General features: G+C 43.7%; 35 protein-coding genes. 24 read left to right on the top strand and 11 right to left on the bottom strand.

Translation table 11 applies throughout. The annotated features are described in order from the left end of the window. Positions 1 to 688 precede the first annotated feature (688 nt). A complete protein-coding gene (locus K6984_RS32860) occupies positions 689 to 817 on the top strand; it encodes a hypothetical protein (RefSeq protein WP_263458685.1) in 129 nt (42 codons plus the stop codon). Positions 818 to 929: 112 nt separating this feature from the next. On the opposite strand, the gene K6984_RS07375 is transcribed toward K6984_RS32860, so the two are convergent. Beyond that, positions 930 to 2,351 carry a transposase gene (locus K6984_RS07375; protein WP_221894935.1) on the bottom strand — a complete coding sequence of 474 codons (1,422 nt, stop codon included), beginning with the start codon at positions 2,349 to 2,351 and terminating at the stop codon, positions 930 to 932. A gap of 17 nt (positions 2,352 to 2,368) precedes the next feature. On the opposite strand from K6984_RS07375, the gene K6984_RS32855 reads away from it, so the two are divergent. The 4 genes from K6984_RS32855 (at position 2,369) to K6984_RS07355 (ending at position 5,797) form a co-directional block, all read left to right on the top strand. Continuing rightward, the gene (locus tag K6984_RS32855; RefSeq protein ID WP_338024473.1) at positions 2,369 to 2,617 is read left to right on the top strand and encodes a DUF302 domain-containing protein; all 249 of its coding nucleotides are present in this window, start codon (positions 2,369 to 2,371) and stop codon (positions 2,615 to 2,617) included. Between the two features lie 109 nt (positions 2,618 to 2,726). Further along, complete coding sequence (lgt, locus tag K6984_RS07365; RefSeq protein WP_221894933.1) at positions 2,727 to 3,500, top strand: prolipoprotein diacylglyceryl transferase; 774 nt, start codon at positions 2,727 to 2,729, stop codon at positions 3,498 to 3,500. Then, positions 3,497 to 4,060 (top strand): L-threonylcarbamoyladenylate synthase type 1 TsaC, encoded by a 564-nt coding sequence (gene tsaC / locus K6984_RS07360; RefSeq protein WP_221894932.1) that lies wholly within the window; start codon positions 3,497 to 3,499, stop codon positions 4,058 to 4,060. Before lgt ends, tsaC begins: the two co-directional genes overlap by 4 nt. Positions 4,061 to 4,498: 438 nt before the next feature. Further along, positions 4,499 to 5,797, top strand: coding sequence for a transposase (locus K6984_RS07355; RefSeq protein ID WP_221894931.1), 1,299 nt, complete (start codon positions 4,499 to 4,501; stop codon positions 5,795 to 5,797). Between the two features lie 64 nt (positions 5,798 to 5,861). Here K6984_RS07355 and K6984_RS07350 read toward each other — a convergent pair whose 3' ends face one another. Beyond that, positions 5,862 to 6,242: a hypothetical protein gene (locus K6984_RS07350; RefSeq protein ID WP_221894930.1), complete on the bottom strand. Its 381-nt coding sequence runs from the start codon at positions 6,240 to 6,242 to the stop codon at positions 5,862 to 5,864. 311 nt (positions 6,243 to 6,553) lie between these two features. Here K6984_RS07350 and purE point away from each other — a divergent pair, with 311 nt between their 5' ends. The 7 genes from purE to K6984_RS07320 all read left to right on the top strand — a co-directional run bounded on the left by purE (position 6,554) and on the right by K6984_RS07320 (position 10,499). Next, positions 6,554 to 7,048 carry a 5-(carboxyamino)imidazole ribonucleotide mutase gene (gene purE / locus K6984_RS07345; protein ID WP_221894929.1) on the top strand — a complete coding sequence of 165 codons (495 nt, stop codon included), beginning with the start codon at positions 6,554 to 6,556 and terminating at the stop codon, positions 7,046 to 7,048. Continuing rightward, a complete protein-coding gene (locus K6984_RS07340; RefSeq protein WP_221894928.1) occupies positions 7,048 to 8,142 on the top strand; it encodes a 5-(carboxyamino)imidazole ribonucleotide synthase in 1,095 nt (364 codons plus the stop codon). The genes purE and K6984_RS07340 overlap by 1 nt, the downstream gene beginning before the upstream one ends. A gap of 192 nt (positions 8,143 to 8,334) precedes the next feature. Then, the gene (locus K6984_RS07335) at positions 8,335 to 8,814 is read left to right on the top strand and encodes an FKBP-type peptidyl-prolyl cis-trans isomerase (protein WP_221894927.1); all 480 of its coding nucleotides are present in this window, start codon (positions 8,335 to 8,337) and stop codon (positions 8,812 to 8,814) included. Positions 8,815 to 8,891: 77 nt separating this feature from the next. Then, complete coding sequence (locus K6984_RS07330; protein ID WP_221894926.1) at positions 8,892 to 9,362, top strand: NUDIX domain-containing protein; 471 nt, start codon at positions 8,892 to 8,894, stop codon at positions 9,360 to 9,362. A 109-nt stretch (positions 9,363 to 9,471) separates the two neighbouring features. Next, on the top strand, positions 9,472 to 10,245 hold the full coding sequence (locus K6984_RS07325) for a transposase (RefSeq protein ID WP_221894925.1): 774 nt from the start codon (positions 9,472 to 9,474) through the stop codon (positions 10,243 to 10,245). Beyond that, complete coding sequence (locus K6984_RS32850) at positions 10,194 to 10,322, top strand: hypothetical protein (protein WP_263458596.1); 129 nt, start codon at positions 10,194 to 10,196, stop codon at positions 10,320 to 10,322. Before K6984_RS07325 ends, K6984_RS32850 begins: the two co-directional genes overlap by 52 nt. Positions 10,323 to 10,349: 27 nt before the next feature. Then, positions 10,350 to 10,499, top strand: a complete 150-nt coding sequence (locus tag K6984_RS07320; RefSeq protein WP_221894924.1) for a hypothetical protein — start codon at positions 10,350 to 10,352, stop codon at positions 10,497 to 10,499. Positions 10,500 to 10,586: 87 nt separating this feature from the next. Here K6984_RS07320 and K6984_RS07315 read toward each other — a convergent pair whose 3' ends face one another. Next, positions 10,587 to 10,787 (bottom strand): hypothetical protein, encoded by a 201-nt coding sequence (locus K6984_RS07315; protein ID WP_221894923.1) that lies wholly within the window; start codon positions 10,785 to 10,787, stop codon positions 10,587 to 10,589. Here K6984_RS07315 and K6984_RS07310 point away from each other — a divergent pair. Beyond that, positions 10,744 to 11,070, top strand: a complete 327-nt coding sequence (locus K6984_RS07310; RefSeq protein ID WP_221894922.1) for a hypothetical protein — start codon at positions 10,744 to 10,746, stop codon at positions 11,068 to 11,070. The genes K6984_RS07315 and K6984_RS07310 overlap by 44 nt on opposite strands. Positions 11,071 to 11,202: 132 nt before the next feature. Here K6984_RS07310 and K6984_RS07305 read toward each other — a convergent pair whose 3' ends face one another. Further along, the gene (locus tag K6984_RS07305) at positions 11,203 to 11,370 is read right to left on the bottom strand and encodes a hypothetical protein (RefSeq protein ID WP_221894921.1); all 168 of its coding nucleotides are present in this window, start codon (positions 11,368 to 11,370) and stop codon (positions 11,203 to 11,205) included. Positions 11,371 to 11,382: 12 nt separating this feature from the next. Between K6984_RS07305 and K6984_RS07300 the strand changes: the two genes are divergently transcribed. Beyond that, entirely contained in the window at positions 11,383 to 11,526 is a 144-nt protein-coding gene (locus tag K6984_RS07300) for a hypothetical protein (protein ID WP_221894920.1), read from the top strand. A 146-nt stretch (positions 11,527 to 11,672) separates the two neighbouring features. On the opposite strand, the gene K6984_RS07295 is transcribed toward K6984_RS07300, so the two are convergent. Then, positions 11,673 to 11,948, bottom strand: coding sequence for a hypothetical protein (locus K6984_RS07295; RefSeq protein ID WP_221894919.1), 276 nt, complete (start codon positions 11,946 to 11,948; stop codon positions 11,673 to 11,675). A 344-nt stretch (positions 11,949 to 12,292) separates the two neighbouring features. Between K6984_RS07295 and prlC the strand changes: the two genes are divergently transcribed. Continuing rightward, positions 12,293 to 14,329, top strand: coding sequence for an oligopeptidase A (gene prlC, locus K6984_RS07290; RefSeq protein WP_221894918.1), 2,037 nt, complete (start codon positions 12,293 to 12,295; stop codon positions 14,327 to 14,329). Then, a complete protein-coding gene (ubiD, locus tag K6984_RS07285; protein WP_221894917.1) occupies positions 14,326 to 15,792 on the top strand; it encodes a 4-hydroxy-3-polyprenylbenzoate decarboxylase in 1,467 nt (488 codons plus the stop codon). Before prlC ends, ubiD begins: the two co-directional genes overlap by 4 nt. A gap of 81 nt (positions 15,793 to 15,873) precedes the next feature. Here ubiD and K6984_RS07280 read toward each other — a convergent pair whose 3' ends face one another. The 4 genes from K6984_RS07280 to K6984_RS07270 are packed head-to-tail and all read right to left on the bottom strand — an operon-like array spanning position 15,874 to position 17,675. Beyond that, entirely contained in the window at positions 15,874 to 16,158 is a 285-nt protein-coding gene (locus K6984_RS07280) for a hypothetical protein (RefSeq protein ID WP_221894916.1), read from the bottom strand. Between the two features lie 11 nt (positions 16,159 to 16,169). Further along, positions 16,170 to 16,313: a hypothetical protein gene (locus K6984_RS07275; RefSeq protein ID WP_221894915.1), complete on the bottom strand. Its 144-nt coding sequence runs from the start codon at positions 16,311 to 16,313 to the stop codon at positions 16,170 to 16,172. A 27-nt stretch (positions 16,314 to 16,340) separates the two neighbouring features. Beyond that, a complete protein-coding gene (locus tag K6984_RS32845; protein ID WP_263458596.1) occupies positions 16,341 to 16,469 on the bottom strand; it encodes a hypothetical protein in 129 nt (42 codons plus the stop codon). 51 nt (positions 16,470 to 16,520) lie between these two features. Continuing rightward, positions 16,521 to 17,675 carry a transposase gene (locus K6984_RS07270; RefSeq protein ID WP_221894914.1) on the bottom strand — a complete coding sequence of 385 codons (1,155 nt, stop codon included), beginning with the start codon at positions 17,673 to 17,675 and terminating at the stop codon, positions 16,521 to 16,523. A gap of 77 nt (positions 17,676 to 17,752) precedes the next feature. Between K6984_RS07270 and K6984_RS07265 the strand changes: the two genes are divergently transcribed. From K6984_RS07265 to K6984_RS07255, 3 genes are all read left to right on the top strand, one after another. Continuing rightward, complete coding sequence (locus K6984_RS07265) at positions 17,753 to 17,995, top strand: hypothetical protein (protein ID WP_221894913.1); 243 nt, start codon at positions 17,753 to 17,755, stop codon at positions 17,993 to 17,995. A 69-nt stretch (positions 17,996 to 18,064) separates the two neighbouring features. After that, on the top strand, positions 18,065 to 18,376 hold the full coding sequence (locus K6984_RS07260; RefSeq protein WP_221894912.1) for a hypothetical protein: 312 nt from the start codon (positions 18,065 to 18,067) through the stop codon (positions 18,374 to 18,376). Between the two features lie 138 nt (positions 18,377 to 18,514). Beyond that, positions 18,515 to 19,105, top strand: a complete 591-nt coding sequence (locus K6984_RS07255) for a hypothetical protein (protein ID WP_221894911.1) — start codon at positions 18,515 to 18,517, stop codon at positions 19,103 to 19,105. 33 nt (positions 19,106 to 19,138) lie between these two features. Here K6984_RS07255 and K6984_RS07250 read toward each other — a convergent pair whose 3' ends face one another. After that, the gene (locus K6984_RS07250) at positions 19,139 to 19,660 is read right to left on the bottom strand and encodes a zf-TFIIB domain-containing protein (RefSeq protein ID WP_221894910.1); all 522 of its coding nucleotides are present in this window, start codon (positions 19,658 to 19,660) and stop codon (positions 19,139 to 19,141) included. Positions 19,661 to 19,878: 218 nt separating this feature from the next. Here K6984_RS07250 and K6984_RS07245 point away from each other — a divergent pair, with 218 nt between their 5' ends. The 5 genes from K6984_RS07245 to K6984_RS07230 all read left to right on the top strand — a co-directional run bounded on the left by K6984_RS07245 (position 19,879) and on the right by K6984_RS07230 (position 22,495). Next, positions 19,879 to 20,322, top strand: a complete 444-nt coding sequence (locus K6984_RS07245; protein WP_221894909.1) for a hypothetical protein — start codon at positions 19,879 to 19,881, stop codon at positions 20,320 to 20,322. Beyond that, positions 20,271 to 20,399, top strand: coding sequence for a hypothetical protein (locus K6984_RS32840; RefSeq protein WP_263458596.1), 129 nt, complete (start codon positions 20,271 to 20,273; stop codon positions 20,397 to 20,399). Before K6984_RS07245 ends, K6984_RS32840 begins: the two co-directional genes overlap by 52 nt. A gap of 27 nt (positions 20,400 to 20,426) precedes the next feature. Further along, positions 20,427 to 20,642, top strand: a complete 216-nt coding sequence (locus tag K6984_RS07240) for a hypothetical protein (RefSeq protein ID WP_221894908.1) — start codon at positions 20,427 to 20,429, stop codon at positions 20,640 to 20,642. Next, positions 20,639 to 21,472, top strand: coding sequence for a transposase (locus K6984_RS07235; RefSeq protein WP_221894907.1), 834 nt, complete (start codon positions 20,639 to 20,641; stop codon positions 21,470 to 21,472). The genes K6984_RS07240 and K6984_RS07235 overlap by 4 nt, the downstream gene beginning before the upstream one ends. Positions 21,473 to 21,964: 492 nt before the next feature. Then, on the top strand, positions 21,965 to 22,495 hold the full coding sequence (locus K6984_RS07230) for a gamma carbonic anhydrase family protein (protein ID WP_221894906.1): 531 nt from the start codon (positions 21,965 to 21,967) through the stop codon (positions 22,493 to 22,495). A 36-nt stretch (positions 22,496 to 22,531) separates the two neighbouring features. Here K6984_RS07230 and fdxA read toward each other — a convergent pair whose 3' ends face one another. Next, positions 22,532 to 22,855 carry a ferredoxin FdxA gene (fdxA, locus tag K6984_RS07225; protein ID WP_221894905.1) on the bottom strand — a complete coding sequence of 108 codons (324 nt, stop codon included), beginning with the start codon at positions 22,853 to 22,855 and terminating at the stop codon, positions 22,532 to 22,534. Positions 22,856 to 22,996: the final 141 nt, after the last annotated feature.

Raw genomic sequence — 22,996 nt, 5'->3', positions numbered from 1 at the left:
TATTGACAATTTTACTGACAAAGAAAGCATCAACATCATTGTAAATCAATCACTTATAAAACAGAGCCGTAAAAATTTACTTTTCTTAGCCCAGTTATAGCTGAAAACTTGAACATCGAGTATAAACATGGCAAAACCACCTAAAATAAACCTCGATACACCAGCATTGTGTATTTCAGCTACTCAATAATTGGGAAACTTCAGTTTACATATGAGGTGACTTTAACAACGGGCAATTCTAGCACAGTAGCCACTACTCTATTTAAATATCACCCGTGACTTTGGATAGTTGATTTTGCAATGTTAAAATGACGTATGACTTTATTTAAAAAAAATGTTGTTTTATTGCTTATCACTTGCCTGAGCATCTTGATCGGTTGCGTTCAAAAACCTAAAGGCGAGTATCTGCCCTACTACCAGGCAGATACCGAAAAGCCCTATGCCGATGTGCTCGCTGAACTGGAAATAGCAATTTCAGAACATAATTTTAGAATTACGGGGCATAGCCGGGTCGGGAAAGTGATCCGCGAGCGGGGTACAAAAGACTTTCCTGAATATGATACCCTACAATTTTGCAATCTGACACACGCTAAAACCCTGTTACTCGATGTTCAAGTTTTTCCATTCCATTGCCATCAAACTCTTACCTTCACCCAGCAGAACAATACTTTTCGGGGAGTCGCTATTTTTGCGAAAGCTTGTTTTGGGCATCCCAGCCCAAGCAAGCAGCAAAAACTTAACGCGACCACTTATGCCTCCGGCGGCCCCGATTCGTCCTCGTCACCTCGCCCCGACCCAACAAGGGGTCGGAACATAGGCTCCAAATGACTTGACGCCGTGTCGGATGGCCTTTTATTTTGTCTCCACCTTCGCTAACGCTCAGACTCCGACAAAACAACGGCCCTACGGCTATCGCGGACTAAAAATCTTCACTTCGCTAAAGCTCCGTTTCCAGGATTTTCAGCGAATGATGCTGTTGGCCCTAAGCGCCCTAAATCTCTGCCAATCATATGTTTTCCTGATGGCATCAGTTGAAACACATCCTTTATTAATTCACCTAACTCTTTCAGCTTATCACCAGGATCTGGAAACTCTAGCAATGACGTGATGAACTCAAGCAGTACATCCATTTGAGACTTGCGCTGTAAGCTTCCTACGGTATACGCAGGTAGTTTGCTTTCAATGCGGGCTATTTGCTCTGGGTGAAGGAGAAGGCAATGGTCAAACAAAAGACTCAGAATCAGGCCACGGCTTGATCCCTCTTCATCTAATTGTTTGGCCTCACGCCCCCATCCTTCATAAATCTTCCAGTCCTCAAAGAAAACCTCAATCAGCCATCTCAACGTATAGGCTTGAATAATATCTTGTGTGCGCCAAGTCAGGTCTGTCGCCACTAAATAGCGATAGTCGTTTTCACCGTCATATTTTAAGGCAATGACAAAGCGCTTTTTACTGTGAGAACTCACCTTTAATCGTGCACTGCTGACAGTCACTTTAATCTCTTTTCCGCCACGTACACGTATTATCTGATCAATGCCTTTGTTAATCGAATTAAAGTAGCTCTCGACTGACCTTATTCTACCTCTATATTCAATTTTTTGGTTTTTACGTAATTGGCTAATCACCTGCGAGCCTCCAGATTCTTTAGCGGCTTCGTCCATAAAGGCTTTTTCACCATACAGCGCATCAGCCAGTACGCCTTTAATTTTAATCAGGCTATGCGCAACTTTAAACTCTTTTAATAAGCCTAATGCAATCTCTGTTTTGGTCGGGTAGGCACTGTCACGTTCAGGCTTAATAGGCCGATCTTTTTTTGCTATACCGCTCTTTTTCAACCGTTTATCTTCTTTATCCCACTGCTTTAAGGCTGGATCCGGCATATAAAAGAAAAAACCGACAGGCACTGTAATGGATGAGGTAACTAGCAGCAATAATACTATCGTTTGTCCATTAACATACCCGCCGGAGCCTTTGTGTTTCTGCTTGTAAACCTTATAAATACGTTTTGTAGACTTAGATCGTGCTCGGTCTGATTCATCAAAGGCCAACACACCTTCAGTAATGCCATAACGTTTTAGAATTAAGACCACACTCACCCGTAGCAACCAGTCCCAGGGTATACTTGCTTTACGAAACACCCAGGATAATGCGGCTACTTTGCAATCTCCAAGGCTTGCTCGCTCAAACTTAGCCCAGCAAACAGAGTTCATTAGCAGTATGCACGTTAAACAAGTGCCCAACCAAGCGGCTTGAATCCGTGTCAAAGCGGCTCCGGGTTTTAGCTGATTGAGCGCATCATTTAAATCGTCAATATAGCTTTGGATAAAGGTGGCCGAGGCATTCATTAACATGGGCTTACACCGATAAAATTACAACAACCTCAGAATACCTGATTTTACCTTCTCAATATCAGAAACTTGAACATCGAGTGTTACTAATGTCGCCCCATGCGGTACGCTTTATGCCGTGCAATATAGTGACATATGAATTCAACGGAAAAACCATCGTGCGTACTCACTTAATGCCCACCGATACTGATAACCCGGAGCTTAATGCCTTTGCCGAAAAGATGAACATTATGCTAAAAGACATCGTAGATTTTGCGGTGGAAGAGTAAAGTAAAAAACTTAATACCATGAAGGTCATGAAGTACTTACTACTGAAGTTTCCCAATAATTATTTATGGTAAAATTAATAATAATCTCAACACCCCCTCCTCCCCCCCTATGGACTATTTTATCTGGGACTTTGATCCTGTCTTAGCCAGCTTTAAATACCTACGCATACATTGGTATGGCGCCATGTTTGCGCTCGCATTACTCAGTAATTATTTATTTATGCACTGGGTTTATCTGCGTGAATTAGGTACAGCGGAAGATGTAGATCGCTTGCTCTGGTATTGTATAGGCGGCTCAATTATAGGCGCTAGACTGGGGCATATCTTATTTTATAATCCGGGCTATTATTTTGCCGAACCACAAAAGATTATTGCCATTTGGGAAGGGGGACTGGCAAGTCATGGTGGCGTGTTCGGAGTGTTAATTTCACTGTATATTTATCAGCGTAAAGCCAGCTTTAATTATTTCTGGATTCTGGACAGGGCAGCGATTGCCGCATCGCTAAGCGGCTGCCTGGTACGTATCGGTAATTTCTTAAACTCCGAAATTACCGGAACTGCGACTAATGCTGCCTGGGCGGTTATCTTTAAGCGGCTGGATAATACCCCCAGACACCCGGTACAACTATACGAAGCAATAAGCTATGCAGGTATTTTTCTGTTCTTATTGTATCTGTATAAAAACAGCCCTACTTTCGATTTTAGGGGACGCTTATGCGACTGGTTTTTAATACTTATTTTTAGCACGCGCTTTATCCTGGAGTTTTATAAAGATAGCCTGGTGCATTATGCTACCGATTTATGGATTAGCACCGGGCAAATGCTCAGCATTCCCTTTGTGCTGGTCGGCATCTATATCCTTTACCGCGCGAAAAAGCTATGACTTTTCATTCACAATTAAAAATACGCATGACTAGCCATGCGCTGAAGCAGGGAAAAGTCATTGCCTACCCTACCGAGGCTATCTATGGCTTAGGTTGCGACCCGCTGAATGAAGCCGCTGTCATGCATTTATTAAGCATTAAGCAACGCCCTGTACATAAAGGCCTGATTCTGATTGCATCCGATTTTTCTCAACTGCAGCCTTTTATTAAGCCAAGTACAGAAATGTTAGCGCGTATTATGCCCAGCTGGCCGGGTCCCATTACCTGGATCATTCCTGCACAAGCCTGGGTACCCGCTTATTTAAGCGGAGCACATACGTCACTGGCTGTCCGGGTTAGCGCGCACCCCTTGGTGCAGCGATTATGTGCAGACTTTGCTGGAGCTATTGTTTCCACCAGTGCCAATATCAGCCGTCAAACACCTGCCCGCTCTGCGTTAGCGGTACGTGAAAAATTCCATGCAAATAACATCCATATTCTGGCTGGGGCAACCGGTCATCAGCAGCAAGCGACCGCTATCTATAATGCGCTTGATGGAAAATGCCTGCGTATCTCGTAGAATGACTCAAGCGATGTAAATTTTACGCAGTCCCTGCAGGTCTTTTATCTCGATATATTTCCGCTGCACATTAAGAACTGAAGTTTCCCAATAATTATTTATGGTAAAATTGAAACTATGCTACAACTATATGAAAAAAATAGTCTTTTCATTCGTTTCAAATGCTATTGCCTAAGGGGAATTAAGTAGGGGTTTGCTATAAACATCATCAGTGTTCCCATTGAAAGAAGAAGTACCTAAACAAAGCAGCCTATAACCTACCTGAAGGTAGCACCACTCGAATATTTCCATCTTTTTGATTTTAATCACTTATAATAGCAAATAGACACTCTGTAGGCACCGTAAAAAAACAACAAATAATTTCAAATAAAGCTTGCAATTGCCGAAAAAATTTTCTAAAAATTTCCGTTTTAATCACCTCATAAACGGATATCACCCATGCTTAAAGACCTACCACTCTCTGAACATATTCACCAACACTGCAATGAAAGTATGGAACGTGCCCTGTTAGCAGAGCGTCATCCTTTGTGGGCTCGTTCATGCCCAGAGTTGAAGGATATCGACTTTATTCGCCTTGGGTTATTACGCTGTATCAGTGTAGTCGATAGTGGTCGTCATTTCCTCCAAACCAATGAACAGATTTATGGCCAGCTGCTTCCCCACTCAACGTATTTTAAATCACTGAAGTCGCATAGACGAACAAGTATCCTTGAGGCATTTGAACAGCAGAGCTATCATCTTCACGCTGAAACACTGCTATCGCAAGGCATTGATTATCTTAAAGCATTCCCAGAACTTGACGAATACACCATAGAAGCAGCGGATAGACATTTTATTGATCATGCCTGCCATACTGAAAAAAACAGCAAGGGGAAAGTTTATGCGGCCGGGGGGATTTACGCGTTGAATCTCAGAAGTGGGTTGCTCAGATTTCTTTGTCTGGTGACAAACGGAACTCAGAGACATCAAGAAATACCTGTGTTACGAGATCATATTGAAAAGCAAAACAATGGAAATAACAGCTCTCAGAAACATCTCTATGTCTACGATAAAGCCGTCACCGGCTTTGTCTGGTGGGATCGGCAGAAACGACATGCTAATTACATGATTTCAATGCTAAAAGAAAATTCAATTGCGACTCTGGTTGAGTCTATCCCTTTTGACTCCCAGCATGAGATCAATACAGGAGTTGAAGCATACAGTGTGTACGAAAACAAGGGCATCAAATTTAACGTGGTGGATTACCGTGATCCAGAAACCGGAAAACTTTACCGGTTTGTGGCAACCTTGCCAATGACTATTAACCCTGGAGCCATTGCCATGCTATATTTCAAACGATGGACGATTGAAAAGACATTCAATAACACTAAAAGTAATTTCAAGGAAACTAAAGCTTGGTCTTCCAATACCCGCTCACTTGAAGATCAAATGCGCCTGACTGCAATGAGCTATAATTTAATGCGCGTGTTTGAAGAGATTTCAAAAACACAACAGCCAGAATTGATTCATCCATCGGATAAAAAATATAGCGAGGCTCTGGAGATTAGGCAGCAACAGGCCCAAAAACGAGATCGTTTTGTGAATCCATTATTTTTCCAGGCAAGAATATCTCGTATCAGCTCGTATACCATTCGGGCAGTTCAAAACGCAATAATAACAGGAATGTCTTTACAGTGCTTTATGAGCTCTCTTGTGGCGAGGTTAGTTTCACGGCCTCAATTGATAGGGGAACACTGATGATAAACATGGCAAAACCACCTAAAATAAACCTCGATACACCAGCATTGTGTATTTCAGCCACTCAATAATTGGGAAACTTCAGCTTATAAATACGTTTTGTAGACTTAGATCGTGCTCGGTCTGATTCATCAAAGGCCAACACACCTTCAGTAATGCCATAACGTTTCAGAATTAAGACCACACTCACCCGTAGCAACCAGTCCCAGGGTATACTTGCTTTACGAAACACCCAGGATAATGCGGCTACTTTGCAATCTCCAAGGCTTGCTCGCTCAAACTTAGCCCAGCAAACAGAGTTCATTAGCAGTATGCACGTTAAACAAGCGCCCAACCAAGCGGCTTGAATCCGTGTCAAAGCCGCTCCGGGTTTTAGCTGATTGAGCGCATCATTTAAATCGTCAATATAGCTTTGGATAAAGGTGGCTGGGGCATTCATTAACATGGGATTACACCGATAAAATTACAACAACCTCAGAATACCTGATTTTACCTTCTCAATATCAAAAACTTGAACATCGAGTGCCATACATATCTAATCAAATTAGCAATAAGTTGCAAAACATCAACTCCCCAGAGACTTAATACCGACTCGCCCCTCCTGCTTTTAATCAAAATATTGAGCTTCCTGCAATTTTATGCACATTCTTGTATTTTAAAATGTCATAAACTTAAGTATAATCAATTACTTTTGCTAACGAACGAGCAGTTTTATCGCTACGACGTAAGCTAATTATTTGCATAAAAAGGACATACATGACTGCATTAGTGGGTATTATCATGGGCTCAACTTCGGACTGGGAAACCATGCGCTTTGCATCTGAAAAACTAGAACAACTAGGCATTCCTTTTGACGTTGAAGTTGTCTCCGCGCACCGCACCCCGGATAAGCTGTTTACCTATGCAGAAAGCGCGGAGGGCAAAGGCCTGGAAGTCATTATTGCAGGCGCAGGTGGCGCAGCACATTTGCCTGGCATGACCGCAGCAAAAACCTGTTTACCCGTATTAGGCGTGCCGGTGCAATCCAAAGCACTGAATGGCATGGATTCATTATTATCCATTGCACAAATGCCTGCAGGAATCCCGGTTGGCACACTAGCAATCGGCAAAGCGGGCGCAACCAATGCGGCACTGTTAGCCGCAGCCATTATTGCTAACAAACACACTGAATATAAAGCGCCGCTGAATGCATTTCGACAGCAGCAAACCGAGACAGTACTTGCTAATTCAGACCCCAGGGAGTTTACGTAATGGTTATTGGCATTTTAGGTGCCGGGCAACTAGCCCGGATGCTTGCATTGGCAGGAAAACCTTTAGGTCTTAAATTTATCTTTTTAGATCCGACTCCCATTGCCTGCGCTGCTGATATAGGTAAGCATCTGATAGGCGAATACACTGATAAAACGCTGCTAACTCAGCTTGCAGAAGAGTCTGATGTTATCACATATGAATTTGAGAATGTGCCGGTGGAAATCATCGACTTTCTCAATCGAAGCACACCTGTTTATCCACCTGGAAGAGCCTTATTGATAGGCCAGGATCGCATTACTGAAAAAACATTTTTGCAGGATCTGGGCATTGCTACCGCACCATTTGCAGCGGTCTCCAGTCTGGATGAATTACAACTGGCAATGGTGGAGATTGGCTATCCAGCCATTCTTAAAACACGCCGCTTTGGTTATGATGGCAAAGGCCAGGTGGTACTTAAAAATGCTCAGGATTTAGCTGAGGCATGGCAGGCAGTTAATAATGCTTCATGCGTAGTCGAAGGCTTTGTGCCTTTTGACAGGGAAATTTCTATTATTGCCAGCCGTAATATTGCGGGTGAAACCGTCTACTACCCACTCTCTGAAAATGAGCATCATAAAGGTATCTTGCGTCTGGCTAAAAACACCCGAAATGACCCATTACAGGGGCAAGCAGAAAATTATATTACCGCCATCCTGAACGCGCTTGATTATGTTGGCACAATAGCACTGGAGCTGTTTGCCGTAGGTGACCAACTAATTGCCAATGAGTTTGCCCCAAGAGTACATAACTCCGGCCACTGGACTATCGAAGGATCCGAAACCTGCCAGTTTGAAAATCACCTGCGCGCGATTATGGGTATGCCTCTGGGCTCCACTCATTCTCTAGGCTATGCAGCCATGCAGAATTTTATCGGCAATGTCCCTAAAAGCAAAACACTATTATCTTTAGAGCAGGTACATCTGCATCTATATGATAAAGCCGCGCGCAAAGGACGCAAACTTGCTCATGCTACGGTCAGAACAGATAGTCTGGAAACTTTCACAGATTTAATTAATTCACTCACCGAACTTGCAATACAAAGTGATGATTCTTAGGTGATTGCCAGAAAAGAATACGCCAGATTGCGCAGGGTTTTCGTTTGTCTTCAAGGCGCGATACAAGACACATAATCACTCTATGTAACTGCTGTCGCAACGCAGAATACGCACAAAAGCCCCGTAAGGCGGTATGTTCTTTGACAGAAATCACCTAAAACCCCTTCCTTTAACTTTTTACATTTATTAAACATGAAAAATACTGAAAATCCTGTTGTTGCTATCCATTACACGCTAACTAACAAAGCGGGTGAAAAGCTGGGTAGCTCTATTGGTGGCGAACCTCTAAGCTATTTACAAGGTGCAGGAAACATTATTCCAGGTCTTGAAAGAGCATTAAGTGAGACATCTGTCGGCGATAAATTAACGGTGACTATCGAAGCAGCTGATGCTTATGGCGAGCACAATGAAGCGCAAATGCAAACCGTCTCTAAAGACATGTTCCAGGGCATGGATAAAGTTGAAGTCGGCATGCAATTCCAGGCTGACTCAAGTAACGGCCCTGCCATTGTGACTGTTACTGAGATTGACGGCGACAATATCACTATAGACGGCAACCATCCCCTAGCGGGCGAACAATTAACATTTGACGTTGAAGTAATGGATATCCGTCCAGCGACTGCAACTGAAATCGAACATGGCCATATCCATGGCGCTGGTTGTAATCACTAGTGCAGCACTGGTAATCTTTAAGCTATTCAGATCCGATCGGTAGGGCGTGGCTTTCGCCCAAGCACTCAACTAGACAAATGGATAAATTACAGTCAGGCATACGCATAACGGTACGCGCGGTTATTGTGCAAAATGGTAACATCCTATTAATCAAAAAAGACAGCCAGGACGAAGGTGTACGCTACACTTTACCCGGCGGCGCTTTGGAATCGGGAGAGACCTTGCATCAGGCGGTTATTAGAGAATGTCTAGAAGAAATCAATACCGCCGTAGATGCTTTTGATGTGCTGCATATTGCTGATTTCTTTATCCCCAAGTTTGACCCAGAGCCCTATACCCGCCATCAGCTAGAAGTATTAATTCAATGCCAGACACCCGATAACTATATTCCAGCTTCTGGGCCTGATCCTGACAAGCATCAGGTCGGGGTTGAATGGCTGCCGGTTAAGGAACTATCGCAGCATACCATTTCACCTATTTTTTTTGCCGAGCTGTTACTGAATTTGCATAGTCAGCAGCATAATATTTATGTAGGCTCGGTATCTTAGCAGCAAGTAAGAAATGCGCTCATTCCTAATACTCGATGTTCAAGTTTTTGATATTGAGAAGGTAAAATCAGGTATTCTGAGGTTGTTGTAATTTTATCGGTGTAAGCCCATGTTAATGAATGCCCCAGCCACCTTTATCCAAAGCTATATTGACGATTTAAATGATGCGCTCAATCAGCTAAAACTCGGAGCCGCTTTGACACGGATTCAAGCCGCTTGGTTGGGCACTTGTTTAACGGGCATACTGCTAATGAACTCTGTTTGCTGGGCTAAGTTTGAGCGAGCAAGCCTTGGAGATTGCAAAGTAGCCGTATTATCCAGGGTGTTTCGTAAAGCAAGTATACCCTGGGACTGGTTGCTACGGGTGAGTGTGGTCTTAATTTTAAAACGTTATGGCATTACTGAAGGTGTGTTGGCCTTTGATGAATCAGACCGAGCACGATCTAAGTCTACAAAACGTATTTATAAGGTTTACAAGCAGAAACACAAAGGCTCCGGCGGGTATGTTAATGGACAAACGATAGTATTATTGCTGCTAGTTACCTCATCCATTACAGTGCCTGTCGGTTTTTTCTTTTATATGCCGGATCCAGCCTTAAAGCAGTGGGATAAAGAAGATAAACGGTTGAAAAAGAGCGGTATAGCAAAAAAAGATCGGCCTATTAAGCCTGAACGTGACAGTGCCTACCCGACCAAAACAGAGATTGCATTAGGCTTATTAAAAGAGTTTAAAGTTGCGCATAGCCTTATTAAAATTAAAGGCGTACTGGCTGATGCGCTGTATGGTGAAAAAGCCTTTATGGACGAAGCCGCTTCGGGGAGTCGCTATTTTTGCGAAAGCTTGTTTTGGGCATCCCAGCCCAAGCAAGCAGCAAAAACTTAACGCGACCACTTATGCCTCCGGCGGCCCCGATTCGTCCTCGTCACCTCGTCCCGACCCAACAAGGGGTCGGAACATAGGCTCCAAATGACTTGACGCCGTGTCGGATGGCCTTTTATTTTGTCTCCACCTTCGCTAACGCTCAGACTCCGAAAAAACAACGGCCCTACGGCTATCGCGGACTAAAAATCATCACTTCGCTTAGGCTCCGTTTCCCTGATTTTCAGCGGTGGCCTGATTCTGAGTCTTTTGTTTGACCATTGCCTTCTCCTTCACCCAGAGCAAATAGCCCGCATTGAAAGTAAACTACCTGCGTATACCGTAGGAAGCTTACAGCGCAAGTCTCAAATGGATGTACTGCTTGAGTTCATCACGTCATTGCTAGAGTTTCCAGATCCTGGTGATAAGCTGAAAGAGTTAGGTGAATTAATACAGGCGCGCCATGCTACCTCACGAAATTCCGGGACTCCTGTCGCCATAATTCGTTCACCTACGCAGCGGATGGGAGATGCCCTGAACGCCCTGCGTCCGCAACGACTACGCACAAAAGCCGCTTCGTCATTACTACCTCACTGGCTGGACGGCTATTCGGAATGCAATTCTTGCTCCTCTCGCGTGCTGCTAGCACACGTCGAATCAGCGAATTGCCCTGTCGCCTATCAGGGACTAAAAATCACCACTTCGCTAAGCTCCGTTTCCATGATTTTCAGCGAAAGATGTGTTTCAACTGATGCCATCAGGAAAACATATGATTGGCAGAGATTTAGGGCGCTTAGGGCCAACAGCATCATTAAAGTATTGTTCTACTGGGTGAAGGTAAGAGTTTGATGGCAATGGGATGGAAAAACTTAAACATCGAGTAACAGGTGTTTAAATGTTTTACTAATCGTATTGCTATGATAACCATGTTGCTCAATATTTAAATCCTGGATATTTAGCTTGTATGCCAGGCCGTAGAATTTATAACTTTGCTTCCAGAACTTGGGGTAGACTTGTTGGTAAACGGCACAAACAGGCGCGCCATGCTACCTCACGAAATTCCGGGACTCCTGTCGCCGTAATTCGTTCACCTACGCAGCGAATAGGAGATGCTCCAGCCGCCCTGCGTCCGCCACAGACTGAGCACAAAGCAGCTCAGTCATGGCTACCACAAATGGCTCTACGGCTATTCGGGATAAAATTTCAGCCTACCTCGCGCGCTATCGCGCACTTCGGATTGGCAAATTTCCCTGCGCCTTCTGGAGACTATCAGCCCGTCCGGGGCTGACAGCGGTTGACAAATGATGTTAACAAAACCAGCATGGATTGGTAAATGTTTTGCAACAGCAGTGATTTTTGCTCCCGGGATAAAGTACCTTGCTGGTTTACAGCGCGTACAGCTAATAAAACCAGGTAACTTTGTTCGTTGCTGGAGTTATTTTCCAGAGTCGCTAGCCAGTGATTAAATGCTTCGGCAGATAATTTAAAAGGAATCTGGAAGTCAGCATCCGTCGCTTAAAATCAGGGAAACGGAGCCTAAGCGGAGTGATGATTTTTAGTCCCTGGTAGGCGACAGTGCAATTCGCTGATCCGAAGTGCGCTAGTAGCGCGCGAGGGAGGCAAGAATTGCATTCCGAATAGCCTTCCAGCCATTTGAGGTAGTCTTTAACGGAGCAGGGTTTTGTGCGTAGTTGAGACGGACGCAGGGCGACCAGGGCATCTCCCATTCGCTGCGTAGGCGAATGAATGTTGGTGACAGGAGTCCCAGAATGTTGTGAGGTAGCATGGCGCGCCTGAGATGTCGTTTTAAATATTAAAGTATCCATAGGAGATTTAATAAAATCATAGGCTTATAGTTGAAAAGCAGGCGGAAAACTTATTATTAGTTGTTCCATCTAATATATTGTAGGCTAACTGTATTATAATTCTACCCAGAAAGTATATTGTTAAGGAGCAGTTTAGGTATACAAGCTATATTAGAACTAGCGCTAATTAGTGCATTAAGGTCACGATAATATTAGCCTAAACTTGAATAAACCCTTAACACACCAAAACCTACACACGAAAAGCAATGACTAACCCCTTACTAGAAAACAGTGAACTGCCTTTATTTTCACATATTAAGGCTGAACATATAGAGCCCGCTATTGAGCAACTATTAAACAATGCGCGGGCAAGCGTAGAGCAGCTTTTAGCTGCAAATAATGTATACACCTGGGAAAACCTTATCGCACCGCTAGATGAGGCGGAGGACCGGATTAATAAAGCCTGGTCGCCTGTAAGCCATATGAATTCAGTGGTAAACAATGATGAACTACGCGATGCGTATAATGCCTGTTTGCCAAAACTCAGCGCCTACTCCACTGAAATGGGTCAGCATAAGGGGCTGTTTAACGCGTATGAGTCCATCGCGGGCAGTGATGATTATGAGCAATTAGAGCCAGCCCAAAAAAAAGTGATACAAAATGCCTTGCGTGGGTTTCGTTTATCGGGGATAGATCTTAATCAAGATAAACAAGCGCGGTTTAAGCAGATTAGCCTTGAACTGTCACAGCTTTCCAGTAAATATGAGGAAAATCTGCTGGATGCAACCAATGCATGGCAAAAGCTAATCATTAAAAAAAGTGATCTGGCAGGTTTGCCCGACTCCGCATTACAGCAGGCAAAGCAGGCGGCAGAGCAGGAAGGAATGAAAGGCTGGTTGCTCAGTTTGCAATTCCCGTCTTATATTGCGGTGATGACCTATGCTGATGATCGCCAGTTACGCGCTGATATGTATAAGGCTTTTTCGACCCGGGCATCCGAGCTAGGTGTTAACAGTGACTGGGATAATACCGATATTATGGAAAAGACCATTGCATTGCGGCACGAAAAAGCACAGTTATTAGGCTTTAAAAATTATGCGGAGTTATCGCTGGCGACAAAAATGGCAGACTCTACCCGCCAGGTAACAGACTTTTTAGAGGAATTAGCGGAAAAATCCCTGCCACAAGCGCGCAAAGACCTGGCTGAACTCGTAGAATTTGCACAACAGCAGTATGGCATCGCAAAGTTACATGCCTGGGATACTGGTTATTATTCAGAGAAAATGCGCCAGCATGCCTATGATTTATCGCAAGAAGAAGTAAAGCAGTACTTTCCAGCGTCACGCGTAATACAAGGTTTGTTTGATGTGGTTGCAAAGCTGTATGGCCTGAATATATCAGAGCTTAAGGATGTAGATACCTGGCATAAAGATGTACGTTTTTTTCAGATTAAAGATAAAGCTGGAGAGTTACGCGGTAAATTTTATATCGACTTGTATGCGCGCCCTAAAAAGCGCGGTGGCGCATGGATGGATGATTGTGTTGGCCGTAGAAAAATGGGGGTTAGCATACAGATCCCGGTCGCTTTTCTGACCTGTAATTTTACACCGCCAGCTGGCAATGCCCCGGCGCTATTAACCCATGATGAAGTGTTGACCTTGTTCCATGAATTCGGCCATGGTCTGCAGCATATGCTAACCAAAGTGGATTATCTGGGGGTGTCCGGTATTAATGGCGTGGAATGGGATGCGGTGGAATTGCCAAGTCAGTTTATGGAAAACTGGTGCTGGGAAAAAGAAGGTCTGGCTTTGATTTCCGGTCATTATCAAACTGGTGAGGCCTTGCCTGAAGCGTTGTTTAATAAAATGCTCGCGGCGAAAAATTTCCAGGCGGGTATGATTATGGTGCGCCAATTAGAATTTAGCCTATTTGATTTTAAAATGCATCAGGACTATACGCCTGAGCATGGTGCGAAGATCTATCAGCAGCTTAATGCTATCCGGGAAAAAGTATCAGTGATGATTCCCCCAGACTTTAACCGCTTTGCGCACAGCTTTGCGCATATTTTTGCCGGTGGCTACGCGGCAGGCTATTACAGCTATAAATGGGCAGAAGTATTATCCAGCGATGCCTATTCATTGTTTGAAGAAAACGGTATCTTTGATCAAAAGACTGGGGAAAAATTTTTGACTCATATATTGGAAGCTGGCGGCAGCGCAGATGCTATGGAGTTATTCGTTAAATTCAGAGGGCGCGAGCCGAAAATTGATGCCTTATTAAGGCATAGTGGGATAGCCGCATGAAATATAAAGACCTAAGAGATTTTATTGCTCAGCTAGAAAAAAAAGGTGAGCTGGTACGGGTTACGCAGGAAGTGGATCCGGTGCTGGAAATGACAGAAATCAGTGATCGCACTTTAAAGCAAGGGGGGGCTGCCTTATTATTTGAAAATCCCAAAGGCTATAATATTCCTGTGCTAGCTAATTTATTTGGCACGCCAGACCGGGTTGCGATGGGCATGGGCGAAACATCTGTTACAGCCCTACGCGGCGTGGGTGAATTATTATCGCAATTAAAGGAGCCTGAGCCGCCTAAAGGCATGAAAGATGCGATGGATAAAATCCCGGTGTTTAAAAATGTGCTGAATATGGCGCCTAAGCTGGTAAAAAATCCTCCCTGTCAGGAAATATTTCGCATCGGTGATGAAATTGACTTAGGCCAATATCCGATACAAACTTGCTGGCCGGATGATGCCGGGCCGTTAATTACCTGGCCCTTAGTAATTACCAAAGGGTCTTATAAAGAGCGCCAGAATCTAGGTATTTATCGCTTGCAGGTGATTGCTAAAAATAAGGTGATCATGCGCTGGCTGGCACATCGAGGTGGGGCGCTGGATTATAGAGAATGGCAGGAAAAGCATCCGGGCGAGCCATTTCCCATCTCGGTTGCATTAGGGGCAGACCCTGCGACGATTTTAGCCGCTGTTACGCCAGTACCCGATACGCTGTCAGAATATGCTTTTGCGGGATTATTGCGCGGCAGTAAAACAGAGGTGGCAAAATCCATGACTAATGATTTACAAGTGCCCGCCAGTGCAGAAATTGTTTTAGAGGGTTTTTTATATCCGGGGGAAACGGCGCCTGAAGGGCCGTTTGGCGATCATACCGGTTATTATAATGAAGTGGATGAATTTCCGGTATTTACCATTGAGCGTATTACCCAGCGTCAGGCACCTATATACCATAGTACCTACACGGGTAAACCTCCCGATGAGCCCGCAGTTTTAGGTGTGGCTTTAAATGAAGTGTTTGTGCCGATTCTGCAAAAGCAATTTCCTGAGATTACTGATTTTTATTTACCGCCTGAGGGTTGTTCCTATCGTATGGCGGTGATCAGTATGAAAAAACAATATGCAGGGCATGCCAAGCGGGTGATGCTGGGAACCTGGTCTTATTTACGCCAGTTTATGTATACCAAATTCGTGATTGTCGTCGATGATGATATTGACGTACATAATTGGCAGGAAGTCATCTGGGCAATTACCACGCGTATGGATCCAGCGCGCGACTTAACCATACTGGAAAATACCCCGATTGATTATCTGGACTTTGCTTCGCCAGCTTCAGGACTAGGTTCTAAAGTGGGCTTTGATGCGACCAATAAATGGCCTGGAGAAACGACGCGCGAGTGGGGGCGTGTTATTGCTATGTCTGAAGATGTGGTAAAAAAAGTCGATGAAATGTGGGAGAGCCTGGGAATAATGTAGGGGGAGTAGGTCTTAGCTTGCACGAAGCTCTATTACTCGATGTTCAAGTTTTTCCATCCCATTGCCATCAAACTCTTACCTTCACCCAGCAGAACAATACTTTAATGATGCTGTTGGCCCTAAGCGCCCTAAATCTCTGCCAATCATATGTTTTCCTGATGGCATCAGTTGAAACACATCCTTTATTAATTCACCTAACTCTTTCAGCTTATCACCAGGATCTGGAAACTCTAGCAATGACGTGATGAACTCAAGCAGTACATCCATTTGAGACTTGCGCTGTAAGCTTCCTACGGTATACGCAGGTAGTTTGCTTTCAATGCGGGCTATTTGCTCTGGGTGAAGGAGAAGGCAATGGTCAAACAAAAGACTCAGAATCAGGCCACGGCTTGATCCCTCCGCTGAAAATCCTGGAAACGGAGCTTTAGCGAAGTGAAGATTTTTAGTCCGCGATAGCCGTAGGGCCGTTGTTTTGTCGGAGTCTGAGCGTTAGCGAAGGTGGAGACAAAATAAAAGGCCATCCGACACGGCGTCAAGTCATTTGGAGCCTATGTTCCGACCCCTTGTTGGGTCGGGACGAGGTGACGAGGACGAATCGGGGCCGCCGGAGGCATAAGTGGTCGCGTTAAGTTTTTGCTGCTTGCTTGGGCTGGGATGCCCAAAACAAGCTTTCGCAAAAATAGCGACTCCCCAATTCATCTAATTGTTTGGCCTCACGCCCCCATCCTTCATAAAGCTTCCAGTCCTCCGCTGAAAATCATGGAAACGGAGCTTAGCGAAGTGGTGATTTTTAGTCCCCGATAGGCGACAGGAGTCCCGGAATTTCGTGAGGTAGCATGGCGCGCCTGAAAGAAAACCTCAATCAGCCATCTCAACGTATAGGCTTGAATAATATCTTGTGTGCGCCAAGTCAGGTCTGTCGCCACTAAATAGCGATAGTCGTTTTCACCGTCATATTTTAAGGCAATGACAAAGCGTTTTTTACTGTGTGAACTCACCTTTAATCGTGCACTGCTGACAGTCACTTTAATCTCTTTGCCGCCACGTACACGTATTATCTGATCAATGCCTTTGTTAATCGAATTAAAGTAGCTCTCGACTGACCTTATTCTACCTCTATATTCAATATTTTGGTTTTTACGTAATTGGCTAATCACCTGCGAGCCTCCAGATTCTTTAGCGGCTTCGTCCATAAAGGCTTTTTCACCATACAGCGCATCAGCCAGTACGCCTTTAATTTTAATCAGGCTATGCGCAACTTTAAACTCTTTTAATAAGCCTAATGCAATCTCTGTTTTGGTCGGGTAGGCACTGTCACGTTCAGGCTTAATAGGCCGATCTTTTTTTGCTATACCGCTCTTTTTCAACCGTTTATCTTCTTTATCCCACTGCTTTAAGGCTGGATCCGGCATATAAAAGAAAAAACCGACAGGCACTGTAATGGATGAGGTAACTAGCAGCAATAATACTATCGTTTGTCCATTAACATACCCGCCGGAGCCTTTGTGTTTCTGCTTGTAAACCTTATAAATACGTTTTGTAGACTTAGATCGTGCTCGGTCTGATTCATCAAAGGCCAACACACCTTCAGTAATGCCATAACGTTTTAAAATTAAGACCACACTCACCCGTAGCAACCAGTCCCAGGGTATACTTGCTTTACGAAACACCCAGGATAATGCGGCTACTTTGCAATCTCCAAGGCTTGCTCGCTCAAACTTAGCCCAGCAAACAGAGTTCATTAGCAGTATGCACGTTAAACAAGCGCCCAACCAAGCGGCTTGAATACGTGTCAAAGCCGCTCCGGGTTTTAGCTGATTGAGCGCATCATTTAAATCGTCAATATAGCTTTGGATAAAGGTGGCTGGGGCATTCATTAACATGGGATTACACCGATAAAATTACAACAACCTCAGAATACCTGATTTTACCTTCTCAATATCAAAAACTTGAACATCGAGTGTTAGCACTCTTCCACTGTAACCTGGAACAATTTCGCCCACGCGATATGCTGACTGTTTCTGACTGTGTAGAAAAATACACTTCAACCATGCTACTGGGCAAAAAATTTCTTGTTGCAAAAACTGCCCGCTACTCTGGCTTTGACTTAACCGTGGATAAGCCACCTAGTAATTTAAACCGCCTGAAACAATCCGAAAAAAGTGCCATACGGTTTTTTTCTGCTTATTCATCTGCATTATAAATCAATAAAAATGCCGCTCACGATGCACCTGGAACCGGGATTATCAAATCAATAAATCGCGAAAATATATTGTTGGCAGCAAAAACGCTAAGCTTATCGCAAAAACGTAAATTCACCCGCTTTAACGAGAAAAACCAACACCATGGCTTAATCGGCTTTTGTGCTATCATTCAACAACTACATAACAGCAGCCCTTTAAATACTGAAGCACTAGGCAAGCAAGGCATAGACCCAATAGACCCTAGGGTTGCTGGTGGGAGGATAGTACCCAACATCGAATTAGTCACAGAGGGTTATGAGTCACTAGATGCCATGAATAAAAGTCGCCAGCATATGGGACTATTAAGAGAACTGAAGTTTCCCAATAATTATTTATGGTAAAATTGAAACTATGCTACAACTATATGAAAAAAATAGTCTTTTCATTCGTTTCAAATGCTATTGCCTAAGGGGAATTAAGTAGGGGCTTGCTATAAACATGGCAAAACCACCTAAAATAAACCTCGATACACCAGCATTGTGTATTTCAGCTACTCAATAATTGGGAAACTTCAGTTAAGAGAAGAACAGAGCAGAATTGATCAGGCGCTGAAAAACTCACAGAGTAAAAATATCTGGGCAAATCCTGAGAACAAGTTATTGCAAGACCGACCTGATAATCCGGATAAATTTAATATCATCGACAGCAGTATCAAAGGCTACAAAATTATTTCTGATACCAAGGTCAATCAATCTACCGTACAGATTGGCGATATTATTGCGATCGCTAATAACAATACCCAGGAAATCGGTATTATTTGCAGAATATCGCAGTTGACCGGGCATAAGCTGGAATTGGGCATCAAGCTGTTAGCACTGGAGTCTGAACTATCCTATATCTCTCTCCCTAATCATGACTCCATTTATGCATGGGCAATTTTCCTGCCGGGTATAAAAGCGCTGGATTCCGCAGACAGTCTACTTTTTAATGATAGTAAGTTTCAGCCGAGTGAATTTGTTAACCTGCACCGTGCTAATATCGAGCCTGTTGCCTGCCGTTTAAACAAGTTGTTACATCTAAGTTCAGCCGCGACGCATATTGAACTGTTTAATTCCAAAGTTATGCAATAACATAAAGCGCCTAGTGCTGCACTAGCTAGCCCTTCACAAAAATATTTTTCCCACGACAGATGCTAACAGCTCAAGTAAATCTGTTTCCAGGCTAAGTGTATCTTTTTGTAGTGCATCGCCCCACAGCCTATCAGAACGACCCGCTTGCGTTTTTCTCAGTTTAGGCTGTTTTTTCTGTTGTTCCTGCCGATACAACAACTGCCCACCCGCCTTTTTCCATTCCATCAGATGAGTTACTTCACCATTATCTAACCACAGACCATGAACGCGGCAAATGCCCACAATAACACCACTTTTTAGCGCAAAATTGCTGCGGTGCATAAACTTTAAACAAACCGGGCACTTAATATATTTAACCCGCTGTTCGACACGAAATCGATCCGCATTTATATTATTCAGATGCGCCAGATTTATAAATGCTACATGTTGCACAGCATGATTTAACAAGACCTCTAGTTCTCCCTTGTCAAAAAACATACCAAAACAATCTGGACAACGCTCGATAGAAAGTGGGGCATCTAACTGTATTTGTATTGATTGCATCAGTGTTCCCATTGAAAGAAGAAGTACCTAAACAAAGCAGCCTATGACCTACCTGAAGGTAGCACCACTTGAATATTTCCATCTTTTTGATTTTAATCACTTATAACAGCAAATAAACACTCTGTAGGCACCGTAAAAAAACAACAAATAATTTCAAATAAAGCTTGCAATTGCCGAAAAAATTTTTCTAAAAATTTCCGTTTTAATCACCTCATAAACGGATATCACCCATGCTTAAAGACCTACCACTCTCTGAACATATTCACCAACACTGCAATGAAAGTATGGAACGTGCCCTGTTAGCAGAGCGTCATCCTTTGTGGGCTCGCTCATGCCCAGAGTTGAAGGATATCGACTTTATTCGCCTTGGGTTATTACGCTGTATCAGTGTAGTCGATAGTGGTCGCCATTTCCTCCAAACCAATGAACAGATTTATGGCCAGCTGCTTCCCCACTCAACGTATTTTAAATCACTGAAGTCGCATAGACGAACAAGTATGCTTGAGGCATTTGAACAGCAGAGCTATCATCTTCACGCTGAAACACTGCTATCGCAAGGCATTGATTATCTTAAATCATTCCCGGAACTTGACGAATACACCATGTCGGGGAGTCGCTATTTTTGCGAAAGCTTGTTTTGGGCATCCCAGCCCAAGCAAGCAGCAAAAACTTAACGCGACCACTTATGCCTCCGGCGGCCCCGATTCGTCCTCGTCACCTCGTCCCGACCCAACAAGGGGTCGGAACATAGGCTCCAAATGACTTGACGCCGTGTCGGATGGCCTTTTATTTTGTCTCCACCTTCCCTAACGCTCAGACTCCGACAAAACAACGGCCCTACGGCTATCGCGGACTAAAAATCATCACTTCGCTAAAGCTCCGTTTCCAGGATTTTCAGCGGAAGCAGCGGATGGACATTTTATTGATCATGCCTGCCATACTGAAAAAAACAGCAAGGGGAAAGTTTATGCGGCCGGGGGGATTTACGCGTTGAATCTCAGAAGTGGGTTGCTCAGATTTCTTTGTCTGGTGACAAACGGAACTCAGAGACATCAAGAAATACCTGTGTTACGAGATCATATTGAAAAGCAAAACAATGGAAATAACAGCTCTCAGAAACATCTCTATGTCTACGATAAAGCCGTCACCGGCTTTGTCTGGTGGGATCGGCAGAAACGACATGCTAATCACATGATTTCAATGCTAAAAGAAAATTCAATTGCGACTCTGGTTGAGTCTATCCCTTTTGACTCCCTCCATGAGATCAATACAGGGGTTGAAGCATACAGTGTGTACGAAAACAAGGGCATCAAATTTAACGTGGTGGATTACCGTGATCCAGAAACCGGAAAACTTCACCGGTTTGTGACAACCTTGCCAATGACTATTAACCCTGGAACCATTGCCATGCTGTATTTCAAGCGATGGACGATTGAAAAGACATTCAATAACACTAAAAGTAATTTCAAGGAAACTAAAGCTTGGTCTTCCAATACCCGCTCACTTGAAAATCAAATGCGCCTGACTGCAATGAGCTATAATTTAATGCGCGTGTTTGAAGAGATTTCAAAAACACAACAGCCAGAATTGATTCATCCATCGGATAAAAAATATAGCGAGGCTCTGGAGATTAGGCAGCAACAGGCCCAAAAACGAGATCGTTTTGTGAATCCATTATTTTTCCAGGCAAGAATATCTCGTATCAGCTCGTATACCATTCGAGCAGTTCAAAACGCAATAATAACAGGAATGTCTTTACAGTGCTTTATGAGCTCTCTTGTGGCGAGGTTAGTTTTACCGCCTCAATTGATAGGGGAACACTGATGATTGATTGCAAAGACTTTTCACAATTTGGACACTGCCGGTCGGAGGCTTGGGTAAGGCTTGTAACAGCATGCTTATCCTGCAAATCCACATCGTTGCGCACACCGCAATACTGACAACGATTGGTATTTGCCATTTGCCAGTAGCGGTGCAGAGCAACTTTTACATTGCGCCATAATGCTAGAAACCGTAGTTGGACACGAATTTATTCACAAAACCGTGTAGCGTGGTATATTCGCTCAGCAGATGATAAGTATATACAATCATTATATTTTAATATTCAGTAACTTATAGCATTTTAGCGGTCAATTGCGGTTTTTAGGATAAGACTTGCTCCTATAATACCCAGGCATAAAGTTTAGCTTTTTACATCATTAAACTCACTGAGCAAACCCCACACACGGAAAAATCATGGGCTAATACAAAGAGCTGAATAATATCCTGAATCGCAGTATCATATTATTTAATATTTACAGACTACAGGAACACCTTATGCCTCTTCGATCATTTAATAACATCCTCCCACAAATAGGCGAGGCAACGTATATAGACGAAAGTGCTGTTATTATCGGTGATGTCACTATAGCAGATCATGTGTCTGTCTGGCCCACTGTCGTAATACGCGGGGATGTCAGCAGTATAAGCATAGGTGCGGAAACCAATATTCAGGATGGTTCAATTTTGCATGTCTCACATGCAGGCGATTATGCCCCGGAAGAAGCACCACTAAATGTTGGCAAAGGGGTTACCATAGGACATCGGGCGGTGGTACATGCCTGTACCGTGGGTGATTATTGCCTAATCGGTATCGGTGCCATTATTCTGGATAATGCGGTGCTGGAAGATTACGTAATGCTCGGTGCTGGAGCATTAGTGCCGCCAGGAAAGGTGCTGGAAAGTGGCTTCCTTTATATCGGAGTACCCGCCAAAAAGACACGCGCTTTAAGTGAAGATGAAAGAGAATTTTTAGAATATTCAGCGGCACATTATGTGCAGCTTAAAGATGAGTATTTAGGCAAGTAAGTAAGCATGCTTACTTGCCTGGGTTTTCTATAGCTTTTATCTTTCTAGCAAGTCTAGTTTACCTGGCTTGCCATTCCATTCTTCGGCGTCTGCATCAGGCTCCTTGATATCAGTAATCACCGGCCAGGTCTGTGCTAATTCTGCATTAATTTCGATAAACTGCTCTTGACCTTCTGGCAATTCATCTTCCGAGAAAATTGCCTCTGCCGGACACTCAGGCTCACACAATGTGCAATCAATACACTCATCAGGGTCAATAACCAGAAAGTTAGGGCCTTCATGAAAGCAGTCTACAGGACATACATCAACGCAATCGGTAAATTTACATTTGATGCAGTTTTCGGTAACGACGAAAGTCATACTAAAATACCTTTTAAAATTTATTAAAAATTATGTGTTCAATTTTATGCTCTGAGCATGCCCGCACAACACTTACAAAGCCCAAACTCAGTCCAAAATTGAATTAACTGGGCATTCTATCAGAAAGAGATCAGAAAATGC

Source organism: Bathymodiolus japonicus methanotrophic gill symbiont, from assembly GCF_019721995.1.
Lineage (GTDB): Bacteria > Pseudomonadota > Gammaproteobacteria > Methylococcales > Methylomonadaceae > Methyloprofundus.
Note: the sequence above shows the minus strand (reverse complement) of the source record. Positions and strands in the feature narration are given on the sequence as shown.

What these genes read in the sequence shown, in the direction of transcription:
- K6984_RS07375 (WP_221894935.1), bottom strand. Translation starts at nt 2,351, where the DNA reads ATGTTAATGAATGCCTCGGCCACCTTTATCCAAAGCTATATTGACGAT.
- lgt (WP_221894933.1), top strand. Translation starts at nt 2,727, where the DNA reads ATGGACTATTTTATCTGGGACTTTGATCCTGTCTTAGCCAGCTTTAAA.
- tsaC (WP_221894932.1), top strand. Translation starts at nt 3,497, where the DNA reads ATGACTTTTCATTCACAATTAAAAATACGCATGACTAGCCATGCGCTG.
- K6984_RS07355 (WP_221894931.1), top strand. Translation starts at nt 4,499, where the DNA reads ATGCTTAAAGACCTACCACTCTCTGAACATATTCACCAACACTGCAAT.
- K6984_RS07350 (WP_221894930.1), bottom strand. Translation starts at nt 6,242, where the DNA reads ATGTTAATGAATGCCCCAGCCACCTTTATCCAAAGCTATATTGACGAT.
- purE (WP_221894929.1), top strand. Translation starts at nt 6,554, where the DNA reads ATGACTGCATTAGTGGGTATTATCATGGGCTCAACTTCGGACTGGGAA.
- K6984_RS07340 (WP_221894928.1), top strand. Translation starts at nt 7,048, where the DNA reads ATGGTTATTGGCATTTTAGGTGCCGGGCAACTAGCCCGGATGCTTGCA.
- K6984_RS07335 (WP_221894927.1), top strand. Translation starts at nt 8,335, where the DNA reads ATGAAAAATACTGAAAATCCTGTTGTTGCTATCCATTACACGCTAACT.
- K6984_RS07330 (WP_221894926.1), top strand. Translation starts at nt 8,892, where the DNA reads ATGGATAAATTACAGTCAGGCATACGCATAACGGTACGCGCGGTTATT.
- K6984_RS07325 (WP_221894925.1), top strand. Translation starts at nt 9,472, where the DNA reads ATGTTAATGAATGCCCCAGCCACCTTTATCCAAAGCTATATTGACGAT.
- K6984_RS07320 (WP_221894924.1), top strand. Translation starts at nt 10,350, where the DNA reads ATGGCCTTTTATTTTGTCTCCACCTTCGCTAACGCTCAGACTCCGAAA.
- K6984_RS07310 (WP_221894922.1), top strand. Translation starts at nt 10,744, where the DNA reads ATGGGAGATGCCCTGAACGCCCTGCGTCCGCAACGACTACGCACAAAA.
- K6984_RS07300 (WP_221894920.1), top strand. Translation starts at nt 11,383, where the DNA reads ATGGCTACCACAAATGGCTCTACGGCTATTCGGGATAAAATTTCAGCC.
- K6984_RS07295 (WP_221894919.1), bottom strand. Translation starts at nt 11,948, where the DNA reads ATGGGAGATGCCCTGGTCGCCCTGCGTCCGTCTCAACTACGCACAAAA.
- prlC (WP_221894918.1), top strand. Translation starts at nt 12,293, where the DNA reads ATGACTAACCCCTTACTAGAAAACAGTGAACTGCCTTTATTTTCACAT.
- ubiD (WP_221894917.1), top strand. Translation starts at nt 14,326, where the DNA reads ATGAAATATAAAGACCTAAGAGATTTTATTGCTCAGCTAGAAAAAAAA.
- K6984_RS07275 (WP_221894915.1), bottom strand. Translation starts at nt 16,313, where the DNA reads ATGGCCTTTTATTTTGTCTCCACCTTCGCTAACGCTCAGACTCCGACA.
- K6984_RS07270 (WP_221894914.1), bottom strand. Translation starts at nt 17,675, where the DNA reads ATGTTAATGAATGCCCCAGCCACCTTTATCCAAAGCTATATTGACGAT.
- K6984_RS07250 (WP_221894910.1), bottom strand. Translation starts at nt 19,660, where the DNA reads ATGGGAACACTGATGCAATCAATACAAATACAGTTAGATGCCCCACTT.
- K6984_RS07245 (WP_221894909.1), top strand. Translation starts at nt 19,879, where the DNA reads ATGCTTAAAGACCTACCACTCTCTGAACATATTCACCAACACTGCAAT.
- K6984_RS07240 (WP_221894908.1), top strand. Translation starts at nt 20,427, where the DNA reads ATGGCCTTTTATTTTGTCTCCACCTTCCCTAACGCTCAGACTCCGACA.
- K6984_RS07230 (WP_221894906.1), top strand. Translation starts at nt 21,965, where the DNA reads ATGCCTCTTCGATCATTTAATAACATCCTCCCACAAATAGGCGAGGCA.
- fdxA (WP_221894905.1), bottom strand. Translation starts at nt 22,855, where the DNA reads ATGACTTTCGTCGTTACCGAAAACTGCATCAAATGTAAATTTACCGAT.